Below are 24,267 nucleotides of genomic sequence, written 5' to 3' on the forward strand. Positions count from 1 at the left end.
GGCCGCTACTCGGACGACTGGCACCGCGCGCACCTGTACAACCCGCGCAACGTGGTGCCGGAATCGAAGATGCCGTCCTACCCCTGGCTGGTCGCCGACCAGGTCGACAACAGCCACACCGATACCAAGATGCGCACCCTGCGCACGCTCGGCGTGCCCTACACCGACGAGGACATCGCCGGCGCCCGCGACGCGGTCAAGGGCAAGACCGAGATGGACGCCCTGGTCGCCTACCTGCAGGTGCTGGGCACCGCGATCAAGAACAAGAGGTAAGCACGATGGAACTGGACATCGGCCTGATCCGCGGCCTGGGCACCCTGGTGGTGATGATCGCCTTCATCGGCCTCTCGCTGTGGGTGTTCAACCGTCGCCGCGACCGTGATTTCGCCGAAGCGCGCCTGCTGCCCTTCGTCGACGACCGCCTGCCCCCCGCCGGGCAGGAGCCTGCCATGAGGAACCCCCGGCAATGACCACCTTCTGGAGTACCTACATCAGCGTACTGACCCTCGGCAGCCTGGTCGGCCTGACCTGGCTGCTGCTCGCCACGCGCAAGGGCCAGAGCAGCGACACCACCGACCAGACCATGGGCCACAGCTTCGATGGCATCGAGGAGTACGACAACCCGCTGCCCAAGTGGTGGTTCTGGCTGTTCGTCGGCACCCTGGCATTCGGTGCTGGCTACCTGGTGCTGTACCCGGGCCTGGGCAACTGGAAAGGCATCCTGCCCGGCTACGAGGACGGCTGGACCCAGGTCAACGAATGGCAGAAGGAAATGGACCGCGCCGACGCCCGCTTCGGCCCGATCTTCGCCAAGTTCGCCGCCATGCCGGTGGAGGACGTGGCCAAGGACCCGCAGGCGCTGAAGATGGGCGCTCGGCTGTTCGCCTCCAACTGCTCGGTGTGCCACGGCTCGGACGCCAAGGGCGCGTACGGCTTCCCTAACCTCACCGACAAGGACTGGCGTTGGGGCGGCGAGCCGCAGACCATCAAGGCCTCGATCATGAACGGCCGCCACGGCGTGATGCCGGCCTGGGCCGAGGTGATCGGCGAGCAAGGCGTGGCCGATGTGGCCGCCTACGTGCTGAGCAACCTCGATGGGCGCAGCCTGCCTGACGGCGTCAATGCCGACGTCGCCAAGGGCCGCGAGCTGTTCGCCAGCAACTGCGTGGCCTGCCATGGGCCGGAAGGCAACGGCACCCCGGCCATGGGCGCGCCGAACCTGAACCACCCGCAGGCGTTCATCTATGGCTCGAGCTTCGCGCAGTTGCAGCAGACCATCCGCTATGGCCGCCAGGGCCAGATGCCGGCGCAGGCCGAGATCCAGGGCAACGACAAGGTGCACCTGCTGGCAGCCTATGTGTATAGCCTGTCGCAGGATGAAACCGCCGAGAACCTGACCGCCCAGTAACCCCCCAGTAACGACGCGGCCCCCTGTGGAGCGGGCTTGCCCCGCGATGACGCCAGACCGGACAACACCGTTGTCGCAGCTGACGCCATCGCGGGGCAAGCCCGCCCCTACAGGGGGCCGCGTCGTTATCACCTGCTTGCACCCCCTCCGAACACAACTAAGCTTGTTGCCTCAGTGGCCCCGCTCTGCGCAGGGTCACCGACGCGGCGCACAGCCTGACGCCGCGCGAAGACCCGGCCCCTGAAATAAAGCTTGACCGATCGATCAGAAAAAGGTGAAAAACGGTACACATTACAAATATTTATTTGTGTACAATCGTTCGACCCAACACGCCACGGGACGGTGGTGCACAGGGTCCGGACACGGGTCGGCGCAAGATCGCTGCGTTGCCATAACCCTGGTGGTTATCGATACTGGCGCCGATTTTTACGACTAACAAGAACACCCAAACCGTGGAACCTTAGAATGAGCACAGCAATCAGTCCGACTGCTTATAACTATAAGGTCGTCCGCCAGTTCGCCATCATGACGGTGGTCTGGGGGATCCTTGGCATGGGGCTCGGCGTCTTCATCGCCTCGCAACTGGTATGGCCCCAGCTGAACCTGGACCTGCCATGGACGAGCTTCGGACGCCTGCGCCCATTGCACACCAACCTGGTGATCTTCGCCTTCGGCGGTTGCGCACTGTTCGCCACCAGCTACTACGTGGTGCAGCGCACCTGCCAGACCCGTCTGATCTCCGACAGCATGGCCGCCTTCACCTTCTGGGGCTGGCAGGCGGTGATCGTCGGCGCGCTGATCACCCTGCCGATGGGCTACACCACCACCAAGGAGTACGCCGAGCTGGAATGGCCGATCGCGATTCTCCTGGCCATCGTCTGGGTCACCTACGGGCTGGTGTTCTTCGGCACCATCGTCAAGCGCAAGACCAAGCACATCTACGTCGGCAACTGGTTCTACGGCGCCTTCATCGTGGTCACCGCGATGCTGCACATCGTCAACCACATCTCCCTGCCGGTCAGCCTGTTCAAGTCGTATTCGGCCTATGCCGGCGCCACCGACGCGATGATCCAGTGGTGGTACGGGCACAACGCCGTAGGCTTCTTCCTGACCACGGGCTTCCTGGGGATGATGTACTACTTCGTGCCCAAGCAGGCCGAGCGCCCGATCTATTCCTACCGCCTGTCCATCGTCCACTTCTGGGCGCTGATCACCCTGTACATCTGGGCCGGGCCCCACCACCTGCACTACACCGCCCTGCCCGACTGGGCGCAGTCACTGGGCATGGTGATGTCGATCATCCTCCTGGCCCCGAGCTGGGGCGGCATGATCAACGGCATGATGACCCTCTCCGGGGCCTGGCATAAGCTGCGCACCGACCCGATCCTGCGCTTCTTGGTGGTGTCGCTGGCGTTCTACGGCATGTCCACCTTCGAAGGCCCGATGATGGCCATCAAGACCGTGAACTCGCTGTCGCACTACACCGACTGGACCATCGGCCACGTGCACGCCGGCGCCCTCGGCTGGGTGGCGATGATCTCGATCGGCGCGGTGTACCACATGATCCCGAAACTCTATGGCCGCCAGCAGATGCACAGCGTCGGCCTGATCAACGCGCACTTCTGGCTGGCGACCATCGGCACCGTGCTGTACATCGCCTCGATGTGGGTCAACGGCATCACCCAAGGCCTGATGTGGCGCGCGATCAACGACGACGGCACCCTCACCTACTCCTTCGTCGAGGCCCTGCAGGCCAGCCACCCGGGCTACATCGTCCGCGCCCTGGGCGGTGCGTTCTTCGCCTCGGGCATGCTGCTGATGGCCTACAACGTGTTGCGCACCGTTCGCGCCGCCAACCCGGCGCAGGCTGAGGACGCAGCCAAGATCGTCGTCGTGGGAGCGCACTGATGAAGCACGAAGCAGTCGAGAAGAACATTGGCCTGCTGGCCTTCTTCATGGTCATCGCCGTGAGCGTCGGTGGCCTGACCCAGATCGTCCCGCTGTTCTTCCAGGACGTCACCAACAAGCCGGTCGAAGGCATGAAGCCGCGCACCGCGCTGGAACTCGAAGGCCGCGACATCTACATCCGCGAAGGCTGCGTGGGCTGCCACTCGCAGATGATCCGCCCGTTCCGCGCCGAGACCGAGCGCTACGGCCACTACTCGGTGGCCGGCGAGAGCGTGTGGGACCACCCGTTCCTGTGGGGCTCCAAGCGCACAGGCCCCGACCTCGCCCGCGTCGGCGGCCGCTACTCGGACGACTGGCACCGCGCGCACCTGTACAACCCGCGCAACGTGGTGCCGGAATCGAAGATGCCGTCCTACCCCTGGCTGGTCGAGAACAAGCTCGATGGCAAGGACACCGCGAAGAAGATGGAAGTGCTGCGCACCCTCGGCGTGCCCTACACCGACGAAGACATCGCCGGCGCCCGCGACGCGGTCAAGGGCAAGACCGAGATGGACGCGATCGTCGCGTACCTGCAAGGCCTTGGCACCATCATCAAGAGCAAACGGTGACGTCGATGGACATCGGGATGATTCGCGGCCTGGGCACCGTGGTGGTGCTGGTGGCCTTCGTGGGCCTGGCCCTGTGGGTGTTCAGCCCCCGTCGCAAGAAGGATTTCGACGAGGCCACCCGGTTGCCCTTCGCGGATGACCCCGAAGCCACCCGGCACGTCGAGCAAGCAAAAGCTTCTGGGAGCAAAAAAGAATGACAACCTTCTGGAGTCTGTACGTCACCGTCCTGACCCTGGGCACCATCTTCGCACTGACCTGGCTGCTGCTGTCGACCCGCAAGGGCCAGCGTGAGGAGGTCACCGACGAGACCGTCGGGCATGCCTTCGATGGCATCGAGGAATACGACAACCCCCTGCCGAAATGGTGGTTCTGGCTGTTCGTAGGCACCATCATCTTCGCCCTCGGCTACCTGGTGCTGTACCCGGGCCTGGGCAACTGGAAAGGCATCCTGCCGGGCTACTCGTACCTGGATAACGACAAGCAGACCGAGTTCGCCAATGGCCAACCGGGCTGGACCGGCGTGCACGAGTGGGAAAAGGAAATGGCCAAGGCCGACGCCCGCTTCGGGCCGATCTTCGCCAAGTTCGCCGCCATGCCCATCGAGGACGTGGCCAAGGACCCGCAGGCGCTGAAGATGGGCGCTCGGCTGTTCGCCTCCAACTGCTCGGTGTGCCACGGCTCCGACGCCCGCGGCGCTTACGGTTTCCCCAACCTGACCGACAACGACTGGCGCTGGGGCGGGGAGCCCGAGACCATCAAGACCACCATCATGAACGGCCGTCACGGCGTAATGCCGGCCTGGGCCGAGGTGATCGGCGAGCAGGGCGTGGCCGACGTGGCCGCGTTCGTGCTGACCAACCTTGATGGCCGCAGCCTGCCGGAAGGGGTGAAGGCCGACGTCGCCAATGGCCAGAAGCTGTTCGCCACCAACTGCGTGGCCTGCCATGGCCCCGAAGGCAAGGGCACCCCGGCCATGGGCGCGCCGAACCTGACACACCCGCAAGCGTTCATCTACGGTTCGAGCTTCGCCCAGTTGCAGCAGACCATCCGCTATGGCCGCCAGGGCCAGATGCCGGCGCAGGCGCAGTTGCAGGGCAATGACAAGGTGCACCTGCTGGCGGCGTATGTGTACAGCCTGTCGCACCAGGAGCAGCCGGAAAAGACTGAGTGACACCCCCCTGTAGGAGCGGGCTTGCCCCGCGATTGCGTCGGTGTGGCCAGCACCGCAATCGCGGGGCAAGCCCGCGCCTACAGGTTCGAGGCCCAGTTAAAAGCTCGGCGCATGACCTGGATCAATTGACACCCGCCATAACACGTTTCACACCACCAACCCAACGCGACTAAATGTCGCAACCCAGCCCCACCCCGCCATCACAGGCGTATCATGGGCCGCAGAGCGCCAGCAGAGCGCGCACGACCACGACCGGCACGCACGGGTCGCGGCACTTCTCCACTGCCGTGGGACATGATGATGAGCAAGCAGATACCGGTACATGACGTCACCCCGCCTGCCAACAAGGGAAAGGATTCCGTCGACCTCTACGCCTCCCGCGAGAAAATCTACACCCGCGCTTTCACCGGCCTGTTCCGCAGGCTGCGCATGGTCGGCGGCGCGGTGTTGTTCCTGCTGTACTTCGGCACCGTGTGGCTGAACTGGGGCGGGCACCAAGCGGTGTGGTGGAACCTGCCCGAGCGCAAGTTCTACATCTTCGGCGCCACCATCTGGCCGCAGGACTTCATCCTGCTCTCGGGCATCCTCATCGTCGCCGCCTTCGGCCTGTTCTTCATCACCGTGTTCGCTGGCCGCGTGTGGTGTGGCTACACCTGCCCGCAAAGCGTATGGACATGGATCTTCATGTGGTGCGAGAAAGTCACCGAGGGCGACCGCAACCAACGCATGAAGCTGGACAAGGCGCCGATGGGCGCCAACAAGTTCCTGCGCAAGTTCGCCAAGCACAGCCTGTGGCTGCTGATCGGCTTCGTCACCGGCATGACCTTCGTCGGCTACTTCTCGCCGATTCGCGAACTGGCCATCGAGTTCTTCACCGGGCAAGCGGATGGCTGGGCCTACTTCTGGGTCGGCTTCTTCACCCTGGCCACCTACGGCAACGCCGGCTGGCTGCGCGAACAGGTGTGCGTGTACATGTGCCCCTACGCGCGCTTCCAGAGCGTGATGTTCGACAAGGATACCCTGATCGTCTCCTACGACCCGCGCCGTGGCGAAGCCCGTGGCCCGCGCAAGAAAGGCATCGACTACAAGGCCCAGGGCCTGGGTGACTGCATCGACTGCACGATGTGCGTGCAGGTCTGCCCCACCGGCATCGATATCCGCGACGGCCTGCAGATCGAATGCATCGGCTGCGCCGCGTGCATCGACGCCTGCGACGGCATCATGGACAAGATGGACTACCCCAAGGGCCTGATCAGCTACACCACCGAGCACAACCTCTCGGGACAGAAGACCCACCTGCTGCGCCCACGTCTGATTGGCTACGCCCTGGTGCTGCTGGTGATGATCGGGGCGCTGGCCACCGCCTTCGCCACCCGCTCGCTGGTGGGCTTCGACGTCAGCAAGGACCGCGTGCTGTACCGCGAGAACGCGCAAGGACGGATCGAGAACGTGTACAGCCTGAAGGTCATGAACAAGGATCAGCGCGACCACGTCTACGTGCTCGACGCCACTGGCCTGCCGGGCTTGCAGCTCGAAGGCCGGCGCGAGATCCGCGTGGCCGCCGGCGACATCGTCAGCCTGCCGGTGCAACTGTCGGTGGCCCCCGAACAGTTGCCCTCGACCACCAACGAAATCACCTTCATCCTCAAGGACGCCGACGACAGCGCCTCCGAGGTCGAAGCCAAGAGCCGCTTCATCGGCCCACAGATCCGCTGAGAGAGACTTTCGACAATGCCCGCTGCCACCGCCACCAGCCCTTGGTACAAGCACCTCTGGCCCTGGATCATCATCGGCATCCTCACCACCTCGGTGTGCCTGAGCCTGACCATGGTCAGCATCGCCGTGCGCAACCCGGACAACCTGGTCAACGACAACTACTACGAGGCCGGCAAGGGCATCAACCGCTCGCTGGACCGCGAACTGCTGGCCCAGACGCTGAAGCTCAAGGCCAGCGTGCACCTGGACGAGCTCACCGGCGAAGTGGCGCTGCGCCTGAGCGGCGACAGCGAGCCGCAGACCCTGGAACTGAACCTGATCTCCCCCACCCAGCCGGACAAGGACCGCAAGGTGCGACTCAGCCGCAGCGAGGCTGGGCATTATGTCGGTCAACTCGACGACAAGGTCGAGGGTCGGCGCTTCGTCGAGCTGCTGGGCAGCGAAGGTGGCCAGGTGTGGCGGTTGTTCGAGGAAGAGAAGGTCGAGCACGGCGTGACCCTCGAACTGGGCGACGAAGCCCTGCAGGGCGCCGAGCATCACCAATGAACGGCCGTACCGCCACGAACCCTGTGGGAGCGGGCTTGCCCCGCGATGGCGTCCGCGCGGACAACAAGGTTGTCGCTGACGGCCTCATCGCGGAGCGAGCCCGCGCCTGCAGGGACGGCGGACGCTGATGAGCCAACCCACCCCCTGCTACCACTGCGCCCTCCCAGTCCCCGCCGGCAGTCGCTTCACCGCCGTGGTCCTCGGCGAGCCGCGCGCGTTCTGCTGCCCCGGTTGCCAGGCGGTGGCCGAATCCATCGTCGCAGGTGGCCTGGCCCACTACTACCAGCACCGCAGCGAAACCAGCGCCAACCCCGAAGCCTTGCCCCGCCAATTGCAGGATGAACTGGCCCTGTTCGACCGCAGCGACGTGCAGCAGGGCTTCGTCCGCCACCAGGGCGAGCTGGCCGAAACCACCCTGCTGGTCGAGGGCATCAGCTGCGCCGCCTGCGGCTGGCTGATCGAGAAGCACCTGCGCAAACTGACGGGTGTCGCCGAGGCGCGACTGAACCTGTCCAATCACCGCCTGCTGCTCAGCTGGGACGACCGCCAACTGCCGCTCTCACGCCTGATGGCCGAGCTGCGCCATATCGGCTACGCCGCCCACCCCTACCAACCCGACCAGGCCGCCGAGCAACTGGCCCAGGACAACCGCAGCGCCCTGCGCCGCCTTGGCGTAGCGGGCTTGCTGTGGTTCCAGGCGATGATGGCGACCATGGCCACCTGGCCGGAATTCAACATCGACCTGTCGCCCGAACTGCACACCATCCTGCGCTGGGTGGCGCTGTTTCTCACCACGCCGATCGTGTTCTACAGCTGCGCGCCATTCTTCAAGGGCGCCGCCCGCGACCTGCGCACCCGCCACCTGACCATGGACCTCTCGGTGTCGCTGGCCATCGCGCTGGCCTATGGCGCCGGCATCTGGACCGCGATCACCGGCAGTGGCGAGCTGTACTTCGACACCGTGGGCATGTTCGCGCTGTTCCTGCTCACCGGCCGCTACCTCGAACGCCGCGCCCGCGAGCGCACCGCCGCAGCCACCGCGCAGTTGGTCAACGTGCTGCCGGCCTCGTGCCTGCGTCTGGATGGCGATGGCCGTGCCGAACGCATCCTGCTCGCAGAGCTGCAGTGCGGCGATCACGTGCAGGTGCCGCCCGGCGCGGTGATTCCCGCCGACGGACGCATCGTCGAGGGCCGCTCCAGCGTCGACGAATCGTTGCTGACCGGCGAATACCTGCCCCAGGCACGCCGCACGGGCGAGCGCGTCACCGGCGGCACGCTGAACGTCGAGAGCCCGCTGACCGTTGTGGTCGAAGCCCTCGGCCAGGACTCGCGACTGTCGGCCATCGTCCGCCTGCTGGAACGCGCGCAGTCGGAGAAGCCGCGCCTGGCCGAGCTCGCCGACCGCGCCTCGCAGTGCTTCCTGCTGTTCTCCCTGCTAGCGGCGCTGGCTATCGGCCTGTGGTGGTGGCACCTGGACGCCTCACGGGCGTTCTGGATCGTCTTGGCCATGCTCGTGGCCACTTGCCCCTGCGCCCTGTCGCTGGCCACCCCCACCGCGCTCACCGCCGCGACCGGCACCCTGCACAGGCTCGGCCTGCTGGTCACCCGTGGGCACGTGCTCGAAGGGCTGGAACAGATAGACACGGTGATCTTCGACAAAACCGGCACGCTCACCGAAGGCCGCCTGGCGCTGCGCAGCATTCGCCCGCTGGGCACCCTCGCCGCCGAGGACTGCCTGGCCCTGGCCGCCGCGCTGGAGAACCGCTCCGAACACCCCATCGCCCGCGCCTTTGGCAGCAGCGCCCACCCAGCCGAAGAGGTACAGGCCGTGCCGGGCCTGGGCCTGGAAGGCCAGGTCGACGGGCAACGCCTGCGTATCGGCCAGGCCACGTTCGTCTGCGCCCTGAGCGGCGCCGAGGTGCCCACCGTGCCCGAACCCCGTGGCCAGTGGCTGCTGCTCGGCGACCGACGTGGGCCGTTGGCCTGGTTCGGCCTGGACGACCGCCTGCGCGACGACGCCGCCGACCTGCTGGCGGCGTGCAAGGCCCGTGGCTGGCACACGCTGCTGTTGTCGGGCGACAGTTCGCCGATGGTCGGCGAGGTGGCTGCGCAGCTGGAGATCGACCAGGCCGTGGGCGGCCTGCGCCCGGATGACAAGCTGGCCCGGCTCAAGGCGTTGCAAGCCGAGGGGCGCAAGGTATTGATGCTGGGTGATGGGGTCAACGACGTGCCGGTACTGGCCGCCGCCGACATCAGTATCGCCATGGGCTCGGCCACCGACCTGGCCAAGACCTGCGCCGACGCCGTGCTGCTGTCCAATCGCCTGCTGGCGCTGGCGCAAGCCTTCGACCTGGCGCGCCGCACCCGGCGCAACATCGTCGAGAACCTGTTGTGGGCGACGCTGTACAATGGCCTCATGCTGCCGTTCGCCGCCCTCGGCTGGATCACCCCGGTATGGGCGGCGGTCGGCATGTCGGTCAGTTCACTGATCGTAGTGCTCAACGCCCTGCGCCTGACGCGGCTGCCCAGCGACCCGGGCTCGCCCGCCAAAGGCCCGGCGCCGCTTGGAAGGAGGCCTGTATGCCCGCCCTCTACGTGATGATCCCCGCCGCCCTGCTGTTGGTCGGTGCGGCGGTGTACATCTTCTTCTGGGCCGTGGACAGCGGCCAGTACGACGACCTCGACGGCCCCGCCCACAGCATCCTGTTCGACGACCAGGATCCACGCCACGAGGCGGCGGTGAAGGACGACGAACCCACCGACGACAAGGACCCTGCCCCGCGTGCCTGAACTGCTTCCCCTGCTCGGCTCGGCGCTGGTGCTCGGCCTGCTCGGCGGCGGCCACTGCCTGGGCATGTGCGGCGGCCTGATGGGCGCGCTGACCCTGGCCATCCCCCCCGAACAACGCGGCCGCCGCCTGCAATTGCTGCTGGCCTACAACCTCGGGCGCATCCTCAGCTACGCCGCCGCCGGCCTGCTGCTGGGCCTGGCCGGCTGGGCGCTGGCCAGCAGCCCCGCAGCGCAGGCGCTGCGGGTGCTGGCGGCGCTGCTGCTGATCGCCATGGGCCTGTACCTGGCGGGCTGGTGGAGCGGGCTGACCCGTATCGAAGCGCTCGGGCGCGGGCTATGGCGGCATATCCAGCCGGTCGCGACACGGCTGCTGCCGGTGTCGAGCCTGCCGCGCGCCCTACTGCTCGGCGCGCTATGGGGCTGGCTGCCGTGCGGGCTGGTCTACAGCACCCTGCTGTGGGCCGCCAGCCAAGGAGACGCCAGCCACAGCGCAGCGCTGATGCTGGCGTTCGGTGTCGGCACCTGGCCGGTGCTGCTCGCCACCGGGCTGGCGGCAGAGCGGGCCAATGCCCTGCTGCGCCGGCGCAGCGTGCGCGTGGCGGGCGGCGTGATGGTGATGCTGTTCGGCCTGTGGACCCTGCCCGGCCCGCACCAGCATTGGCTGATGGGCCATTGATTGGCGCATGTGTAAGGAAAGGTGACCGCTGACTTGGCTTGATACAAGTCAACACCGTTTCCTACAGACCTATCTAGACTCCGGACACTGCCGCTCTATCCGGGGACTGCCCACATGCTCGCCGACCTACACTGGGACCCTGACCTGATCCGTCGCTACGATCTGGCCGGCCCACGCTACACCTCCTACCCGACTGCCGTGCAACTGCACGGCGAAGTGGGTTCCTTCGACCTGCTCCACGCCCTGCGCGAGAGCCGCCGCGCTGCGCGCCCGCTATCGTTGTACGTGCACGTGCCGTTCTGCGCCAACATCTGCTACTACTGCGCCTGCAACAAGGTTATCACCAAGGACCGCGCCCGGGCCCAGCCCTACCTGCAACGCCTGGCGCAGGAAATCCAGCTGATCGCCTGCCACTTGGAACCGAAGCAGCGCGTCGAGCAATTGCACTTCGGGGGCGGCACCCCGACCTTCCTCAGCCATGCGGAACTGCGCGGTCTGATGGCCAGCCTGCGCCAACATTTCACCTTGCTCGACGACGACTCCGGCGACTACGGCATCGAACTCGACCCGCGCGAGGCCGACTGGTCGACCATGGGCCTGCTGCGCGAACTGGGCTTCAACCGCGTCAGCCTCGGCGTGCAGGACCTGGACCCGGCCGTGCAACGTGCGGTCAACCGCCTGCAAAGCCTGGAGCAGACCCGAACACTGATCGAGGCCGCACGCACCCTGCAATTCCGCTCGGTGAACCTCGACCTGATCTACGGCCTGCCGCGTCAGACCCCAGACCGTTTCGCACGCACCGTCGACGAGGTGATCCGCCTGCAACCCGACCGCCTGTCGGTATTCAACTACGCACACCTGCCCGAGCGCTTCATGCCCCAACGGCGCATAGACGCCAGCGAACTGCCGGCTGCGGGGGCCAAGCTGGAGATGCTGCGCAACACCATCGAGCAACTGACCGGTGCCGGCTACCGCTACATTGGCATGGATCACTTCGCCCTGCCCGACGACGAACTGGCCATCGCCCAGGAAGAAGGCACCCTGCAACGCAACTTCCAGGGCTACACCACCCATGGCCACTGCGACCTGATTGGCCTCGGGGTCTCGGCGATCAGCCAGATCGGCGACCTCTACTGCCAGAACAGCAGCGACCTGAACACCTACCAGGACACGCTCTCCAACGCCCAGTTGGCCACCCATCGGGGCCTCGTGTGCAATGCCGACGACCGCCTGCGCCGGGCAGTGATCCAGCAGTTGATCTGCCATTTCGAGCTGGACTTCGCCGCCATCGAGCAAGCCTTCAACATCGACTTCCTCGCCTACTTCAAGGAGCAATGGCCACAACTGCAAGCCATGCAACGCGACGGGCTGATCCGCCTGGACGACCAAGGCATCGAGGTGCTGCCCGCCGGGCGCCTGTTGGTGCGCTCGGTGTGCATGGTGTTCGATGCCTACCTGGCACTGCACAATCGTCAACGCTTTTCCCGGGTGATCTGAACCTACGAACGCCCAATGGACAGCCTGCCTTGCCAGGCACACTATGGACAGTCGACACGACCGACGCCCACCTGCGTGGGTCGACGCCACGGCGCACCAAAATAGCGCGCGCTGGCCTACCGCCCTTGCCGTGGGTTACCCTTACGGCTTATGTGTGTTTTCCACAAGGATTGATGAAATGTCCGAGCCAGTTAAACTGCGCCCCCACAGCCAGGCCCATTGCAAGGATTGCAGCCTGGCCCCCCTGTGCCTGCCCCTGTCCCTGAACCTGGAGGACATGGATGCACTGGATGAAATCGTCAAGCGCGGCCGCCCGCTGAAAAAGGGCGAGTTCCTGTTCCGACAGGGTGACGATTTCGGCTCGGTCTATGCGGTACGTTCCGGCGCCCTGAAGACCTTCAGCCTGAGCGACGCCGGCGAGGAGCAGATCACCGGTTTCCACCTGCCCAGCGAGCTGGTCGGCCTGTCGGGCATGGACACCGAAGCCTACCCGGTGTCTGCCCAGGCTCAAGAGACCACGTCGGTGTGCGAGATCCCCTTCGAGCGCCTCGACGAGCTGTCGGTGCAACTGCCACAACTGCGCCGCCAGCTGATGCGCGTGATGAGCCGCGAGATTCGCGACGACCAGCAGATGATGCTGCTGTTGTCGAAGAAGACCGCCGACGAGCGCATCGCCACCTTCCTGGTCAACCTCTCCGCACGCTTCCGCGCCCGTGGCTATTCGGCCAACCAGTTCCGCCTGAGCATGTCGCGCAACGAGATCGGCAATTATCTCGGCCTGGCGGTGGAAACCGTGTCGCGGGTGTTCACGCGCTTCCAGCAGAACGGCCTGCTCAAGGCCGAGGGCAAGGAGGTGCACATCCTCGACCCGATCCAACTGTGTGCCCTGGCGGGTGGGGCGATGGAAGCCTGAGCCCGGCGCAAGCGGGTATACTGACGGCTTGGTTTTTCAGGATACCCGTCTCATGCACAGCGACACTTTCGACCTCAAAGCCCTGATCCGCCCGGTGGTGGACTTCCCCAAGCCGGGTGTGATCTTCCGCGATATCACCCCGCTGTTCCAATCACCGCGCGGGCTGCGCTATGTCGCCGACCAGTTCATCGAGCGCTACGTCGAGGCCGAGTTCAGCCACATCGGCGCGATGGACGCGCGGGGCTTCCTGATCGGCTCGATCATCGCCCACCAGTTGAACAAGCCGCTGATCCTGTTCCGCAAACAAGGCAAGCTGCCGGCCGACGTGCTGTCGGAGGGTTACCAGACCGAGTACGGCGAGGCCTTCCTGGAAGTGCATGCCGACAGCCTGTGCGATGGCGATTCGGTACTGATCTTCGATGACCTGATCGCCACAGGCGGCACCCTGCTGGCGGCGGCCAACCTGGTACGTCGTACCGGGGCCCAGGTATTCGAGGCGGCGGCGATCATCGACCTGCCGGAGCTTGAAGGGTCGCGGCGGCTGCAGGCAGCCGGGGTGCCGACATTCTGCCTGACCGAGTTTTCCCTCAACGAGTATTGAGTGGGGCTCCAGGGCCGCTGTGCGGCCCAATCGCGGGGCAGCCCGCCCCTACAGGGACGGTGCTGGCCTTTGTGGGCAGCTACAACGAGATCGGCCGGCGTCCCGCGAACGCATGGGCCAACGTGCCGCCATCCACCAGTTCCAGCTCTCCCCCCAACGGCACGCCATGGGCGATGCGTGACGCCGTCAGCCCCTTCTCCGCCAGCAACTGCGCGATGTAATGCGCCGTCGCCTCGCCTTCCACGGTCGGGTTGGTGGCCAGGATCACCTCGGTGAAGGTGCCTTGCTCCTCGATCCGCGCCATCAGTTGCGGAATGCCGATCGCCTCCGGCCCCAGCCCGTCCAACGGCGACAGGTGGCCCTTGAGCACGAAGTAACGACCGCGATAGCCGGTCTGCTCCACCGCGTACACATCCATCGGCCCTTCGACCACGCACAGTTGCGTGTCGTCACGGCGCGGGTCGGCGCATTGCGGGCACAGCTCCTGCTCGGTCAAGGTGCGGCACTGGCGGCAATGGCCAACGCCGTCCATGGCCTGGCTCAGGGCCTGGGCCAGACGCTGCCCGCCACTGCGGTCACGCTCGAGCAATTGCAGGGCCATGCGCTGGGCGGTTTTCTGGCCGACCCCGGGCAGGATGCGCAGGGCGTCGATCAGTTGGCGGATCAAGGGGCTGAAGCTCATGGGTGCAGGCCTGCCAATTCAGGAAACAGAATGAACAAGGGAGCAACGACCGCAGGGTCGTTGCTCCCCAATTTGCAACAGGGTACCGCTTAGAACGGCATCTTGAAGCCTGGCGGCAGTTGCATGCCAGCCGTCATGCTGCCCATCTTCTCCTGGCTGTTCTGCTCGACCTTGCGCACGGCGTCGTTCAGCGCAGCGGCGATCAGGTCCTCGAGGACTTCCTTGTCGTCCTTGTCGGTCGACATCAGGCTGTCATCGATGCTCACGCGCTTGACGTCGTGGCGACCGGTCATCACCACGCTGACCAGGCCACCACCGGCCTGGCCGGTGACTTCGGCGTTGGCCAGTTCTTCCTGCATCTTGGCCATCTTTTCCTGCATCTGCTGGGCCTGCTTCATCAGGCCGGCCATGCCACCTTTCATCATGGGGGTACACCTCGATTGGGTCATGTGATGCGGCCGGCGCGATGCCGGGCGCATGGTTATCCGTCATTGGCCCTGGCTGGCCAGGGCGCTCTCTACAGGTTCAATAGTATCGTGCCGCACGGTCGCGCCGAACTGGCGGACCATCTGCTGGATCAGCGGGTCCTGCTCGATCGACACCTCGGCCTCGCGCTGGCGCTCGGCGCGCTTGCGCGCGGCGGCCTGGGCCGGGGTTTCCTGCTCCGGGCGGACCAGCTCGATCTTCAGCTGCAGGGTACGCCCCAGGTGCTGGTTGAGCGCCTCGTTCAGGCGGCGCTGCTGGGTCGAGTTGAACAACGCGCCTTGCCCTGGGTCCAGGTGCAGCAGCCATTGGTCGCCATCGACGGCGATCAACGTACAGTTCGCGGCGATGTTGCCTGTCATACCGGAGACAGGCAACTGTGGGAATAATTCCAGCCATTGCAGTGCCAGGCCGGTGGCCGGCTGGGCTGCGGGCAGCGGCTCGGGTGCCGGCGCGGGCTCTGCCTCGTGCACGTGCTCAGCCAACTCGTCCAGGTAGCTGAAGCCCGCAGGGTCGGCCTCTGGTGCGTAGTAGTCCTCGTCCGGCGGAATGTCGTCGTCGCGGTCCATGGCCACCGCACCGTACGCCGAGGGGTCGAACGGCGGCTCGTCGTAGTCCGGCATGCCACCCTGGGGCTCGGGCTGCGGGGTGTTTTGCGGCGCGGCGGCGACAGGTGCGGGCGCAACGGCGACCGGCGCGGCGGGTGCCTCCCAGGGCAGGTCGATGACCGCCTCTTCCACCGTCGGCTCAGGCGCGGCTGCGAGCACTTCAGGCTCAGGTTCGGGCATAGGCGCAGGTGCGGCCACCTCGGGCTCCGGCTCGGGCGCTTGCACCGGCGTTTCAACTTCGGCCGGCGCCTCGACCACCGGCGTCGCGGCGACGGCTGGCACGACAGCCGGCGCCGTCGCTGCCACCGGCCTGGCAGGATCAGCTGTGGCCTGGCTGATCCCCACCGGCTTTAGTACCGGCTTCGGCGCATCGTCGGCATCGGCCGGACGGAACGCCAGCATGCGCAGCAGGACCATCTCGAAGCCACCGCGCGGGTCCGGCGCCAGGGGCAGGTCGCGTCGGCCGATCAAGCCCATCTGGTAATAGAACTGCACATCCTCGGCCGGCAGCGCGCCAGCCAGCGCCAGCACCCGATCGCGATCACCGTGGCCGTTGTCGACCGCTTCGGGCAGCGCCTGGGCGATGGCCACGCGGTGCAGCACGTTGAGCATTTCCGACAGCACGCCGTTCCAGTCCGGCCCTTGTTCGGCCAAGTCGCGCACCGCTTCCAGCAGCGCCCGGGCATCGCCTTCGAGCAGGGCCTGCAACACGCCGTAGACCTGGCCGTGATCGAGGGTGCCAAGCATCGCGCGCACATCGGCCGCCAGCACCTTGCCCTCGCCAAAGGCGATGGCCTGGTCGGTCAGGCTCATGGCATCGCGCATGGAACCGTCGGCGGCGCGGCCGAGCAGCCACAGGGCGTCTTCCTCGAACGGCACGTTCTCGGCGCCCAGCACGTGGCTCAGGTGCTCGACGACCCGCTCCGGGCTCATGTTCTTCAGCGAGAATTGCAAGCAGCGCGACAGGATGGTCGCTGGCAGCTTCTGCGGGTCGGTGGTGGCGAGGATGAACTTGACGTAGGGCGGTGGCTCTTCCAGCGTCTTGAGCAAGGCGTTGAACGAGTGCGTGGAGAGCATGTGCACTTCGTCGATCAGGTAGACCTTGAAGCGCCCGCGGCTGGGGGCGTACTGCACGTTGTCGAGCAGTTCGCGGGTGTCCTCGACCTTGGTCCGGCTGGCGGCGTCGATCTCGATCAGGTCGACGAATCGGCCCTCGTCGATCTCCCGACACACCGAACAGGTACCACATGGCGTGGAGGTGATACCTGTTTCACAGTTCAGGCATTTGGCGATGATCCGCGCGATGGTAGTCTTGCCGACCCCGCGGGTGCCGGTGAACAGGTAGGCGTGATGCAGGCGCTGGTTGTCCAGGGCGTTGATCAAAGCCTTGAGCACATGGGTCTGGCCGACCATTTCGCGGAACGAGCGCGGGCGCCATTTTCGTGCAAGAACCTGATAACTCATCAAAAAACCATCGTAGCCTGATCGAGCGGAAGATCGCTAATGCTAGCGGAGCGGGGGCAAAATTGCACCCTGCGCAACTTGGCTAAGCTAAGGGTCAGGCACGCGCAGTAACATCCAAGGAGGACAGACGTGCGGCGACTTCTCGCCATCCTGTTGTTGTGGACCAGCCACAGCCTGGCAGCGCAGCCGGTGTTGCGCTTTTCCGTCGCCGAAAGCTGGAGCATGCCGCTGATGCGCACCGAAGGCGAGGCGCCGGTCGAAGGCATCCTCTTCGAGCTGATCGAGACCCTGGCCCGCGAGGCCGGCATCACCCCGCAATACCACGTGATGGCTCGCCTGCGCCTGGAGCAGGCCATGGCCGACGGCGATATCGACGTGCGCTGTTATGTCGCCACCAACTGGCTCAATGACCGGCCTGGCGAGTTCATCTGGAGCGTGCCGTTGATCCGCCAGCGCGACCTGCTGGTCGGCCGCCCCGGTGAAAGCGTGCCTGGCGGTCTGCAACAACTGCCGCCGCAAGCCGTCGGCACCGTGCTCGGCTATGCCTACCCGACCCTGCAACCGCTGCTCGCCGACGGCCACCTGCGCCGCGAAGACAGCCGCAACCAGCAATTGGCCCTGCAGAAGCTGCTGGCCGGACGCTATCGCCTGGCCGTGAGCAACCAATTGTCGCTGCAGTGGTTCAACCGCCAACTGCCGAGCGAGCAACGCCTGCGCCCGCTGACCGTGCTGGAGGAGCAGGACCTTGGCTGCATGGTGCGCAACGACCCGTCAATACCCGCCCAGGGCGTGCTGCGCGCGCTGCTGCGACTCAAGCAGTCCGGCGAGATCGAGCGTATCGTCGAGCGCTACACCAACCCCCGCAACACCAGCGCCCTGCCCTAGCTCACCTCAATAACCGTGGCTTTCGCGGAACTGCTGGCCCTTGTGGTACGCCACCCATTCATCCACCGCGTACGGCAGGTAAAGCTGTCGACGCGCCCGTGACAGCGCGATGTACACCGCACAGACCCGGCTGTCGAACGCATAGGCGTCCTTGAACTTGCCCAGGCTCATCAACTCGGCGGTGAGCAGCACCTGGTCGAACTCCAGCCCGCCGGCATCCTCGGCGACCATCAGCAGCAGACTGCCCGGCGCATTGCCGAGGCGCGCACCGAGGCCGTTGAGATCGGCGACCTTGAGGCCCTCCTGCAAGCGCGCCTCGACCCACAGGAAGGCCTCGTCGAAGCGGTTGGCCTCGCGCACCTGCCGCCAGTCGACGGTGTGCGCGAAGTACGGGTGGGCATCAGGCCCGCTGTCGCCCGCGCCGTAGAAGTCGGCGCGGAACAACTGCACCGCGGTGAGCATGAAGCGCAGCATGTCCGGGTTGTCAGGAAAGCCAAAGGCACAAGCGTTGCCAGCCAGCTGCAGGGCCCATTTCATCGAGTCCCAAGGCGTTGCCGTGAGCACCACGCAACCTTCCGGCGGGACGAAGTCGAGCGGGTAGTGCTCGATGCCGACATCCACGCTGCCGGCGCCTTCGAAGGCGATCTTGGACTTCTGCGAGTGCACGCCGATCAGCGGATTGATCAGCCGCTCGACCTTCGGCCCGCAGCGCACCGACAGGGCGATGTCGCGCTGACGCACCTGGCGCTGACGGCGCGGGCCGGGCCCCTTGGCGCGCTGGTATTCGTCACCCAGGGTGATCAGCACCTGACGGCCACGCTCGATGATCTGCAGCAACGGGCCAGGCATGTCCTGGCTTTCGTCGACGATCACATGGCTGTAGCGCGCCGGCACGCTGCACCCGGCCAGGCAGGCCCGCTTGAGCAGCAGCAACGCCGGGAAGCCGGTGTGACGGTCCCAGGCGGGGTTGGCCTGCAGCCAGGTCCAGAGGCGGCTGGCGTATTCGACCAGCACCTGCCCGTCGACACGCGACAGCGGCTGCTCGAAGTGCGGCAGATGCCAGGCCGACAGGCTATGGTCACGCGACTCGCAGTAGCTGGCGAGCAGTTCCAGGCAGATGTCCAGGGTCTTTTCCGCGCCGTACTGGCGGAACCCGACGATGCCCAGGGTCTCGGCCACCGCCCCCTTGCCCGGCAACCTTGGCGCGGCGCGGTTCGGTTGGCGGTGCGGGCCCTCGAGCAGCTCGCGGGCGAAGGCGCCGAAGGTGCGGCCGGCCTTGCCAGCGTCGCTGCCGATGCGTCGACGCAAGGTTTCCAGCTTGGCCGGCGTGCGCGCCAGTGGCAGCACACGGCCACGCGGCAAGCTGTCCATCAGCGCACCCAGCAGGTAGCTCTTGCCGATACCGGCATAGCCCTGCACGTGCAGGTCTTCGTCGGGGTTGGCGCGCAGCACCCGCAACAGCTTGTCCTGCTCGCGGGTCAGCCAGCGCTCCTTGTCGAAGCCGGTTTGCGTCTGCTGGCTGAAGGGGTTGTGGGCATGATGGCGGCGCACCCTGAACTGGGTGTCCCAGGTGCCGTCCGCCAGCAGGTAGTCGGCGGCGGCCACCTCTTCGGCACTCAACAGTTGCAGGCGCGAACCCTTGATGACCTCCAGGCCGAAATACAGTTTGCGCGCATCGAACAGGCGCCGCGCCTCGGCCTGCAGCCCCTTGCCGACCGCCCAAGCCAGCAGCTTGGCCAGCACCTTCTCGGCCGCGCCGGGGTCGAGCACCTGCTCGCGGGCCTGGGCCAGGTTCTGGACCACCAGCACCGCGGCCAGTTGCGCATCGCTCAAGCTGTCGAGAAGGGACGCGTCGTCGAGCAACGCCTGGCAGGTCTCGTGGCTGACCGGGAGAAACACCGAGCTGGAAAAGTCGTAGTGTTCAGGCTGCATGGGCGGTCAGTGCCGTGGCACGTTCGATTCAAGTTCATAGGCGTAAGCGCCCAGGCTCCCGGACATGCCACCTGGATAGACGCGCGGGCCATCTTCTTCGGCCTGGGCGTCGGCCGCCAAGGCGCCGTCCAGTTCATGCAAGGCCATTTCCAGCAGCTTGCGCAGGTCCTGGGCGTTGCGCGCCGAGAGGCTCAGGCGAAAGTCCAGGCCGTCGGCCGGCGCCTCGATGGTGGCCTCTACCGAGACGGCCTCGCCGAGGATACGCTCATGCTCTTCCTCCATCGCATCGAGCACCTTGGACAACTCCAGCACGCGCTCGGGGTGGGCGGCCATGAGGTCCTTGATTTCCAGGCGGCGGGCCTGCCAGTCGCGAATGCGTTGTCGGGTGTGATCGTCAACCTGATCCAAGGTCGTTACCTCCGGGCCTGCATGAACGGACGGGATGGACTGCATGATAAGCCGCCGCGCGGAAAATGCGCAGATCGGTGAGGGTGAGCGGAAGGAAAAACGCTTGGCGGACGCCAGAAATGGAGGCGGCCCCACCAGCCACACCCCGGCACTCAATGTCCCCGCCTTGGCTGCTTCCTTCCGGACCTGACCAGGTAAACGGGTAATCAATGCGGGGGGACCGATGGGGCCACCACGACAGAACTCGTCAGGTGACGAGCCGCGCCATTGTACAGTGCCGGGGCCAAGTTACAACCTTTGGGTGAGAAAAAAGCATCATTTCTCAAGGACTTGGGGGGCCTCATCGCGGAGCGAGCCCGCTCCTACAGGGGGCAGCGCCGTCCTGAAGGGCGCCGGAGCGCCTGTGGGAACGGGCTTGCCGCGATGACGCCATCCGCTCAGACCACGATCCCGTGACCACCGAGGAAGCCGACGAACGCGTCCTCATCCATCACCTCGACCCCCAGCTCACTGGCCTTGGCCAGCTTCGACCCTGCCCCAGGGCCGGCCACCACGCAGTGGGTCTTACCCGACACCGAGCCGGCCACCTTGGCCCCCAGGCTTTCCAGCTTCTCCTTGGCGACATCCCGGCTCATGCGCTCCAGGGTGCCGGTCAGCACCCAGGTTTGCCCCGCCAGTGGCAGCCCTTCGGCGGCCTTCTTCTCGCTGCGCCAGTGCATGCCGAATGCCAGCAGCTGCGCCTCGATGTCGCGGGCCAAGCGCTGGTTGGCTTCGTCGCGGAAGAACTCGCGCACCGCCTCGGCCTGCTTGGTGTTCAATGCCTGGCGCAAGTCGATGCCGTCGGCGGCGATGATCTTGTCCAGGGTGCCCAGCTTGTCCACCAGCTTCTCGGCGCCGGTTGGGCCGACCGAGGCGATGTCGAGCTTGGCGATCATCCCGGCCAAGGTGGTGCTGGCGGCGAACTCGGCGGCCAGTCCGCCTTCGTCCTGTAGCTGTATGCCACTGTCGAGCAGTTGCTGGATGACCTCGCGGTTGTGCGCGTCCTCGAAGAAGTTGTGGATCTCGTGGGCGACTTCCAGGCCAATGTCCGGCAGGTAGGTCAGCACCTGCGGCAAGGCCACCTGCACCCGCGCCAGGCTACCGAGCGAACGGGCCAGCACCTTGGCGGTCTCCTCGCCGACATCAGGGATGCCCAGGGCGAAGATGAAGCGCGCCAGGCTCGGGCGCTTGCTGGCCTGGATGGCCTCCAGCAGCTTGTTGCTGGACACCTCGGCGAAGCCTTCAAGGTCGACGATCTGCTCGAACTTGAGGTTGTACAAATCGGCCGGGGAGCGGATCAACCCCTCGTCCACCAACTGCTCGACGCTCTTTTCACCCAAGCCGTCGATGTCCATGGCCCGGCGCGACACGTAGTGGATGATCGCCTGCTTGAGCTGCGCAGCGCAGCTCAAACGGCCAACGCAGCGGTACACCGCGCCTTCGCTGGTGGTCTCCTTGCCCTTGCTGCGCTTGACCAACTGGGTGCGCTCGACCTGCGAACCGCACACCGGGCAGGCGCTGGGCACCGCGACCGGACGGGCATCGTCGGGGCGGCGCTCGACGACCACCTGCATGACCTGCGGGATCACGTCGCCGGCGCGGCGGATGATCACGCTGTCGCCAATCATCAGGCCCAGGCGGGCGATCTCGTCCATGTTATGCAGGGTGGCATTGGACACGGTGACCCCGGCCACCTTGACCGGCTTCAGGCGCGCCACAGGGGTCACGGCGCCCGTGCGGCCCACCTGGAACTCCACGTCGAGCACTTCGGTGAGCTCTTCCATGGCTGGAAACTTATGGGCGATCGCCCAGCGCGGTTCGCGGGCGCGGAAACCCAGCTCGCGCTGCGCCGCCAGACTGTTGACCTTGAACACCACGCCGTCGATCTCGTAGGCCAGGCCGTTGCGCCGTGCGCCGATGTCGCGGTAGTAGGCCAGGCACTCCTCGACCCCGGCGGCGTGCTTGAGCTCGCGGCTGATGGGCAGGCCCCAGGCCTTGAGTTTCTCGAGGATGCCGATGTGGGTGTCGTCGACGGCCTCCGACACCTGGCCCAGGCCGTAGCAGCAGAATTCCAGCGGGCGGCTGGCGGTGATCTTCGAATCGAGCTGGCGCAGACTGCCGGCGGCGGCGTTGCGCGGGTTGGCGAAGGTCTTGCCGCCACTTTCGGCCTGGGCGGCATTGAGCCTCTCGAAACCGGCCTTGCTCATGTACACCTCGCCGCGCACTTCCAGTACGGCGGGCCAGCCCTTGCCCTGGAGCTTCAGCGGAATGTTGCGCACGGTGCGCACGTTGGTGCTGATGTCTTCGCCGGTGGTGCCGTCGCCGCGGGTGGCGCCCTGCACCAGCAGACCGTCGCGGTACAGCAGGCTGACGGCCAGGCCATCGAGCTTGGGCTCGCAGCTGTAGTCGACGGCCATCGGCTGGTCCAGGCCCTCGACCACGCGGCGGTCGAATTCGCGCAGGTCGTTTTCCTCGAAGGCGTTGCCCAGGCTGAGCATGGGGACTTCGTGGCGCACCTGGCTGAACGCCGCCAGGGCCTCACCGCCGACGCGCTGGGTGGGGGAGTCCGGGGTAACCAGGTGCGGGTGCTCGGCCTCCAGCGCCTTGAGTTCATTGAACAGGCGGTCATATTCGGCGTCGGGCACACTGGGCTCGTCGAGCACGTAGTAGCGGTAGTTGTGCTGGTCGAGTTCGGCACGCAGTGCGTGGATGCGGTTTTCGGCGTTCATCGGCGGTCTTCTCTTGCAACGCAAAAGAGCAGCCTTGGGGGGCTGCGGGCCGGAACAGGCAACACCCTATCCCCGGCCTGACAGCATCGCCCTCAAGGCTGCTCTTTCACTTGAATCAGGGTGGGCAACGCGCCCACACGGTCAATCAGCGTTTCTGGGTCAGCGCACGGCGCTCGAACTCGACGATGCGCTGACGGTAATGCTCGATGGTCTGGGCGGTGAGCACGCTGCGCTGGTCATCCTTGAGCTCGCCATTGAGCTCGTGGGCCAACTTGCGCGCAGCGGCGACCATCACGTCGAAGGCCTGCTTCGGGTGACGCGGGCCAGGCAGACCGAGGAAGAAGCTCACCGCGCGCGTGCTGAAGTGGTCGATGTCGTCCAGGTCGAACACGCCAGGCTTGACCGCGTTGGCCATGGAGAACAGCACCTCGCCGTGGCCGGCCATGCTCTCGTGACGATGGAAGATGTCCATCTCGCCGAAGCGCAGGCCGCTCTCGAGGATGTTCTGCAGCAACGCAGGCCCCTTGAAGCCACCCTCATCACGGGAGATGACGCTGATCACCAGCACCTCTTCCACCGGCGGCAGCTCCTTGGCGGCGTTGCTGGTGGCCGCGAAACCGCTGCTGCGTTGCTCGTCGGCGTAGTCGTCATCGGCGTCGGCGAACAGGTCGGGCTCGCGCGGCTCGGCAGCCAGGTTCAGGTCACCCTGCTGCGGTTCGCTGTTGCGCTTGCCGCGCTTGGAGGCCTTGGCCGGTTTGGCTTCGCGCTCGCGCTCACGCGCCGGGGCGCTCAGCGACGGCAGGTCGCTTTCATCCAGCTCGGGTTCTTTCTGGGTTTCCAATACGCGCGCCGGGCCAAGCACCTCGGCGCTGCCTTCGTCGTCCGGCAGGTTGGAATAGCTGCGGTCCAGACGGAATTTCAACTTGCCCTTGCCGCCGCGCATGCGGCGCCAGCCGTCGAAAAGAATACCGGCGATGACAATGATGCCGATGACGATCAGCCACTCGCGCAGACCGATTTCCATGTAATCCCGTGCCTCTATAAAAATATGCTTGAAAACAAAGGGTTCAAAGCCCTTTAACACGTGGCGCCAACTCTATGTTCTGACAGGCGTTTTACCCACGCAAAAAAACAAGTGACATTAAGCTAGCACGACATTCGACAACTTTACACCGTCTGTCGCACATGCAAGGGAGCAATTGC

23 protein-coding genes and 1 other RNA gene are annotated in these 24,267 nt (G+C 65.9%); 16 read left to right on the forward strand and 8 right to left on the reverse strand.

Going from position 1 to position 24,267, the window contains the following annotated elements; translation table 11 throughout:
* From P0Y43_RS26705 to P0Y43_RS26775, 15 genes are all read left to right on the forward strand, one after another.
* On the forward strand, positions 1 to 273 hold a 273-nt coding region (locus P0Y43_RS26705), incomplete at its 5' end, for a cbb3-type cytochrome c oxidase subunit II (protein WP_275640263.1).
* A gap of 5 nt (positions 274 to 278) precedes the next feature.
* Complete coding sequence (locus P0Y43_RS26710) at positions 279 to 470, forward strand: cbb3-type cytochrome oxidase subunit 3 (RefSeq protein ID WP_275640264.1); 192 nt, start codon at positions 279 to 281, stop codon at positions 468 to 470.
* A complete protein-coding gene (gene ccoP / locus P0Y43_RS26715; RefSeq protein WP_275640265.1) occupies positions 467 to 1,408 on the forward strand; it encodes a cytochrome-c oxidase, cbb3-type subunit III in 942 nt (313 codons plus the stop codon). Before P0Y43_RS26710 ends, ccoP (P0Y43_RS26715) begins: the two co-directional genes overlap by 4 nt.
* 465 nt (positions 1,409 to 1,873) lie before the next feature.
* On the forward strand, positions 1,874 to 3,316 hold the full coding sequence (ccoN, locus tag P0Y43_RS26720) for a cytochrome-c oxidase, cbb3-type subunit I (RefSeq protein ID WP_275640266.1): 1,443 nt from the start codon (positions 1,874 to 1,876) through the stop codon (positions 3,314 to 3,316).
* Complete coding sequence (gene ccoO / locus P0Y43_RS26725) at positions 3,316 to 3,924, forward strand: cytochrome-c oxidase, cbb3-type subunit II (protein ID WP_275640267.1); 609 nt, start codon at positions 3,316 to 3,318, stop codon at positions 3,922 to 3,924. The genes ccoN and ccoO overlap by 1 nt, the downstream gene beginning before the upstream one ends.
* Before the next feature lie 5 nt (positions 3,925 to 3,929).
* Positions 3,930 to 4,121, forward strand: coding sequence for a cbb3-type cytochrome oxidase subunit 3 (locus tag P0Y43_RS26730; RefSeq protein ID WP_275640307.1), 192 nt, complete (start codon positions 3,930 to 3,932; stop codon positions 4,119 to 4,121).
* Entirely contained in the window at positions 4,118 to 5,095 is a 978-nt protein-coding gene (gene ccoP / locus P0Y43_RS26735) for a cytochrome-c oxidase, cbb3-type subunit III (protein ID WP_275640268.1), read from the forward strand. The genes P0Y43_RS26730 and ccoP (P0Y43_RS26735) overlap by 4 nt, the downstream gene beginning before the upstream one ends.
* Before the next feature lie 300 nt (positions 5,096 to 5,395).
* Positions 5,396 to 6,811 (forward strand): cytochrome c oxidase accessory protein CcoG, encoded by a 1,416-nt coding sequence (gene ccoG / locus P0Y43_RS26740; RefSeq protein ID WP_275640269.1) that lies wholly within the window; start codon positions 5,396 to 5,398, stop codon positions 6,809 to 6,811.
* 15 nt (positions 6,812 to 6,826) lie between these two features.
* The gene (locus tag P0Y43_RS26745; protein ID WP_275640270.1) at positions 6,827 to 7,357 is read left to right on the forward strand and encodes a FixH family protein; all 531 of its coding nucleotides are present in this window, start codon (positions 6,827 to 6,829) and stop codon (positions 7,355 to 7,357) included.
* Positions 7,358 to 7,484: 127 nt separating this feature from the next.
* On the forward strand, positions 7,485 to 9,956 hold the full coding sequence (locus P0Y43_RS26750) for a heavy metal translocating P-type ATPase (protein WP_275640271.1): 2,472 nt from the start codon (positions 7,485 to 7,487) through the stop codon (positions 9,954 to 9,956).
* Positions 9,938 to 10,147, forward strand: a complete 210-nt coding sequence (gene ccoS, locus P0Y43_RS26755) for a cbb3-type cytochrome oxidase assembly protein CcoS (protein ID WP_275640272.1) — start codon at positions 9,938 to 9,940, stop codon at positions 10,145 to 10,147. The genes P0Y43_RS26750 and ccoS overlap by 19 nt, the downstream gene beginning before the upstream one ends.
* Complete coding sequence (locus tag P0Y43_RS26760) at positions 10,140 to 10,823, forward strand: sulfite exporter TauE/SafE family protein (RefSeq protein WP_275640273.1); 684 nt, start codon at positions 10,140 to 10,142, stop codon at positions 10,821 to 10,823. Before ccoS ends, P0Y43_RS26760 begins: the two co-directional genes overlap by 8 nt.
* 114 nt (positions 10,824 to 10,937) lie before the next feature.
* Positions 10,938 to 12,320 carry an oxygen-independent coproporphyrinogen III oxidase gene (gene hemN / locus P0Y43_RS26765; RefSeq protein WP_275640274.1) on the forward strand — a complete coding sequence of 461 codons (1,383 nt, stop codon included), beginning with the start codon at positions 10,938 to 10,940 and terminating at the stop codon, positions 12,318 to 12,320.
* Positions 12,321 to 12,498: 178 nt separating this feature from the next.
* Positions 12,499 to 13,233, forward strand: a complete 735-nt coding sequence (fnrA, locus tag P0Y43_RS26770) for a Crp/Fnr family transcriptional regulator FnrA (protein WP_275640275.1) — start codon at positions 12,499 to 12,501, stop codon at positions 13,231 to 13,233.
* 52 nt (positions 13,234 to 13,285) lie between these two features.
* Positions 13,286 to 13,834 (forward strand): adenine phosphoribosyltransferase, encoded by a 549-nt coding sequence (locus P0Y43_RS26775; protein WP_275640276.1) that lies wholly within the window; start codon positions 13,286 to 13,288, stop codon positions 13,832 to 13,834.
* A 79-nt stretch (positions 13,835 to 13,913) separates the two neighbouring features.
* Here the strand turns inward: P0Y43_RS26775 and recR are convergent, their stop codons facing one another.
* From recR to dnaX, 3 genes are all read right to left on the reverse strand, one after another.
* Positions 13,914 to 14,516 (reverse strand): recombination mediator RecR, encoded by a 603-nt coding sequence (recR, locus tag P0Y43_RS26780; protein WP_275640277.1) that lies wholly within the window; start codon positions 14,514 to 14,516, stop codon positions 13,914 to 13,916.
* 89 nt (positions 14,517 to 14,605) lie between these two features.
* A complete protein-coding gene (locus P0Y43_RS26785; protein ID WP_275640278.1) occupies positions 14,606 to 14,941 on the reverse strand; it encodes a YbaB/EbfC family nucleoid-associated protein in 336 nt (111 codons plus the stop codon).
* 63 nt (positions 14,942 to 15,004) lie between these two features.
* Entirely contained in the window at positions 15,005 to 17,071 is a 2,067-nt protein-coding gene (gene dnaX / locus P0Y43_RS26790) for a DNA polymerase III subunit gamma/tau (protein ID WP_275640279.1), read from the reverse strand.
* 129 nt (positions 17,072 to 17,200) lie between these two features.
* Here dnaX and P0Y43_RS26795 point away from each other — a divergent pair, with 129 nt between their 5' ends.
* A complete protein-coding gene (locus P0Y43_RS26795) occupies positions 17,201 to 17,956 on the forward strand; it encodes a substrate-binding periplasmic protein (protein WP_275640280.1) in 756 nt (251 codons plus the stop codon).
* Positions 17,957 to 17,962: 6 nt separating this feature from the next.
* On the opposite strand, the gene P0Y43_RS26800 is transcribed toward P0Y43_RS26795, so the two are convergent.
* From P0Y43_RS26800 to zipA, 5 genes are all read right to left on the reverse strand, one after another.
* Positions 17,963 to 19,888, reverse strand: coding sequence for a hypothetical protein (locus P0Y43_RS26800; RefSeq protein WP_275640281.1), 1,926 nt, complete (start codon positions 19,886 to 19,888; stop codon positions 17,963 to 17,965).
* 6 nt (positions 19,889 to 19,894) lie between these two features.
* The gene (locus P0Y43_RS26805) at positions 19,895 to 20,296 is read right to left on the reverse strand and encodes a hypothetical protein (protein ID WP_275640282.1); all 402 of its coding nucleotides are present in this window, start codon (positions 20,294 to 20,296) and stop codon (positions 19,895 to 19,897) included.
* Between the two features lie 129 nt (positions 20,297 to 20,425).
* Positions 20,426 to 20,522: signal recognition particle sRNA small type (gene ffs / locus P0Y43_RS26810), an RNA gene on the reverse strand.
* A gap of 211 nt (positions 20,523 to 20,733) precedes the next feature.
* Positions 20,734 to 23,064: an NAD-dependent DNA ligase LigA gene (ligA, locus tag P0Y43_RS26815; RefSeq protein WP_275640283.1), complete on the reverse strand. Its 2,331-nt coding sequence runs from the start codon at positions 23,062 to 23,064 to the stop codon at positions 20,734 to 20,736.
* A gap of 145 nt (positions 23,065 to 23,209) precedes the next feature.
* On the reverse strand, positions 23,210 to 24,088 hold the full coding sequence (gene zipA, locus P0Y43_RS26820; RefSeq protein ID WP_275640284.1) for a cell division protein ZipA: 879 nt from the start codon (positions 24,086 to 24,088) through the stop codon (positions 23,210 to 23,212).
* Between the last annotated feature and the right edge of the window lie 179 nt (positions 24,089 to 24,267).

The sequence above is a fragment of the Pseudomonas entomophila genome, assembly GCF_029193575.1.
Taxonomy (GTDB): domain Bacteria; phylum Pseudomonadota; class Gammaproteobacteria; order Pseudomonadales; family Pseudomonadaceae; genus Aquipseudomonas; species Aquipseudomonas entomophila_G.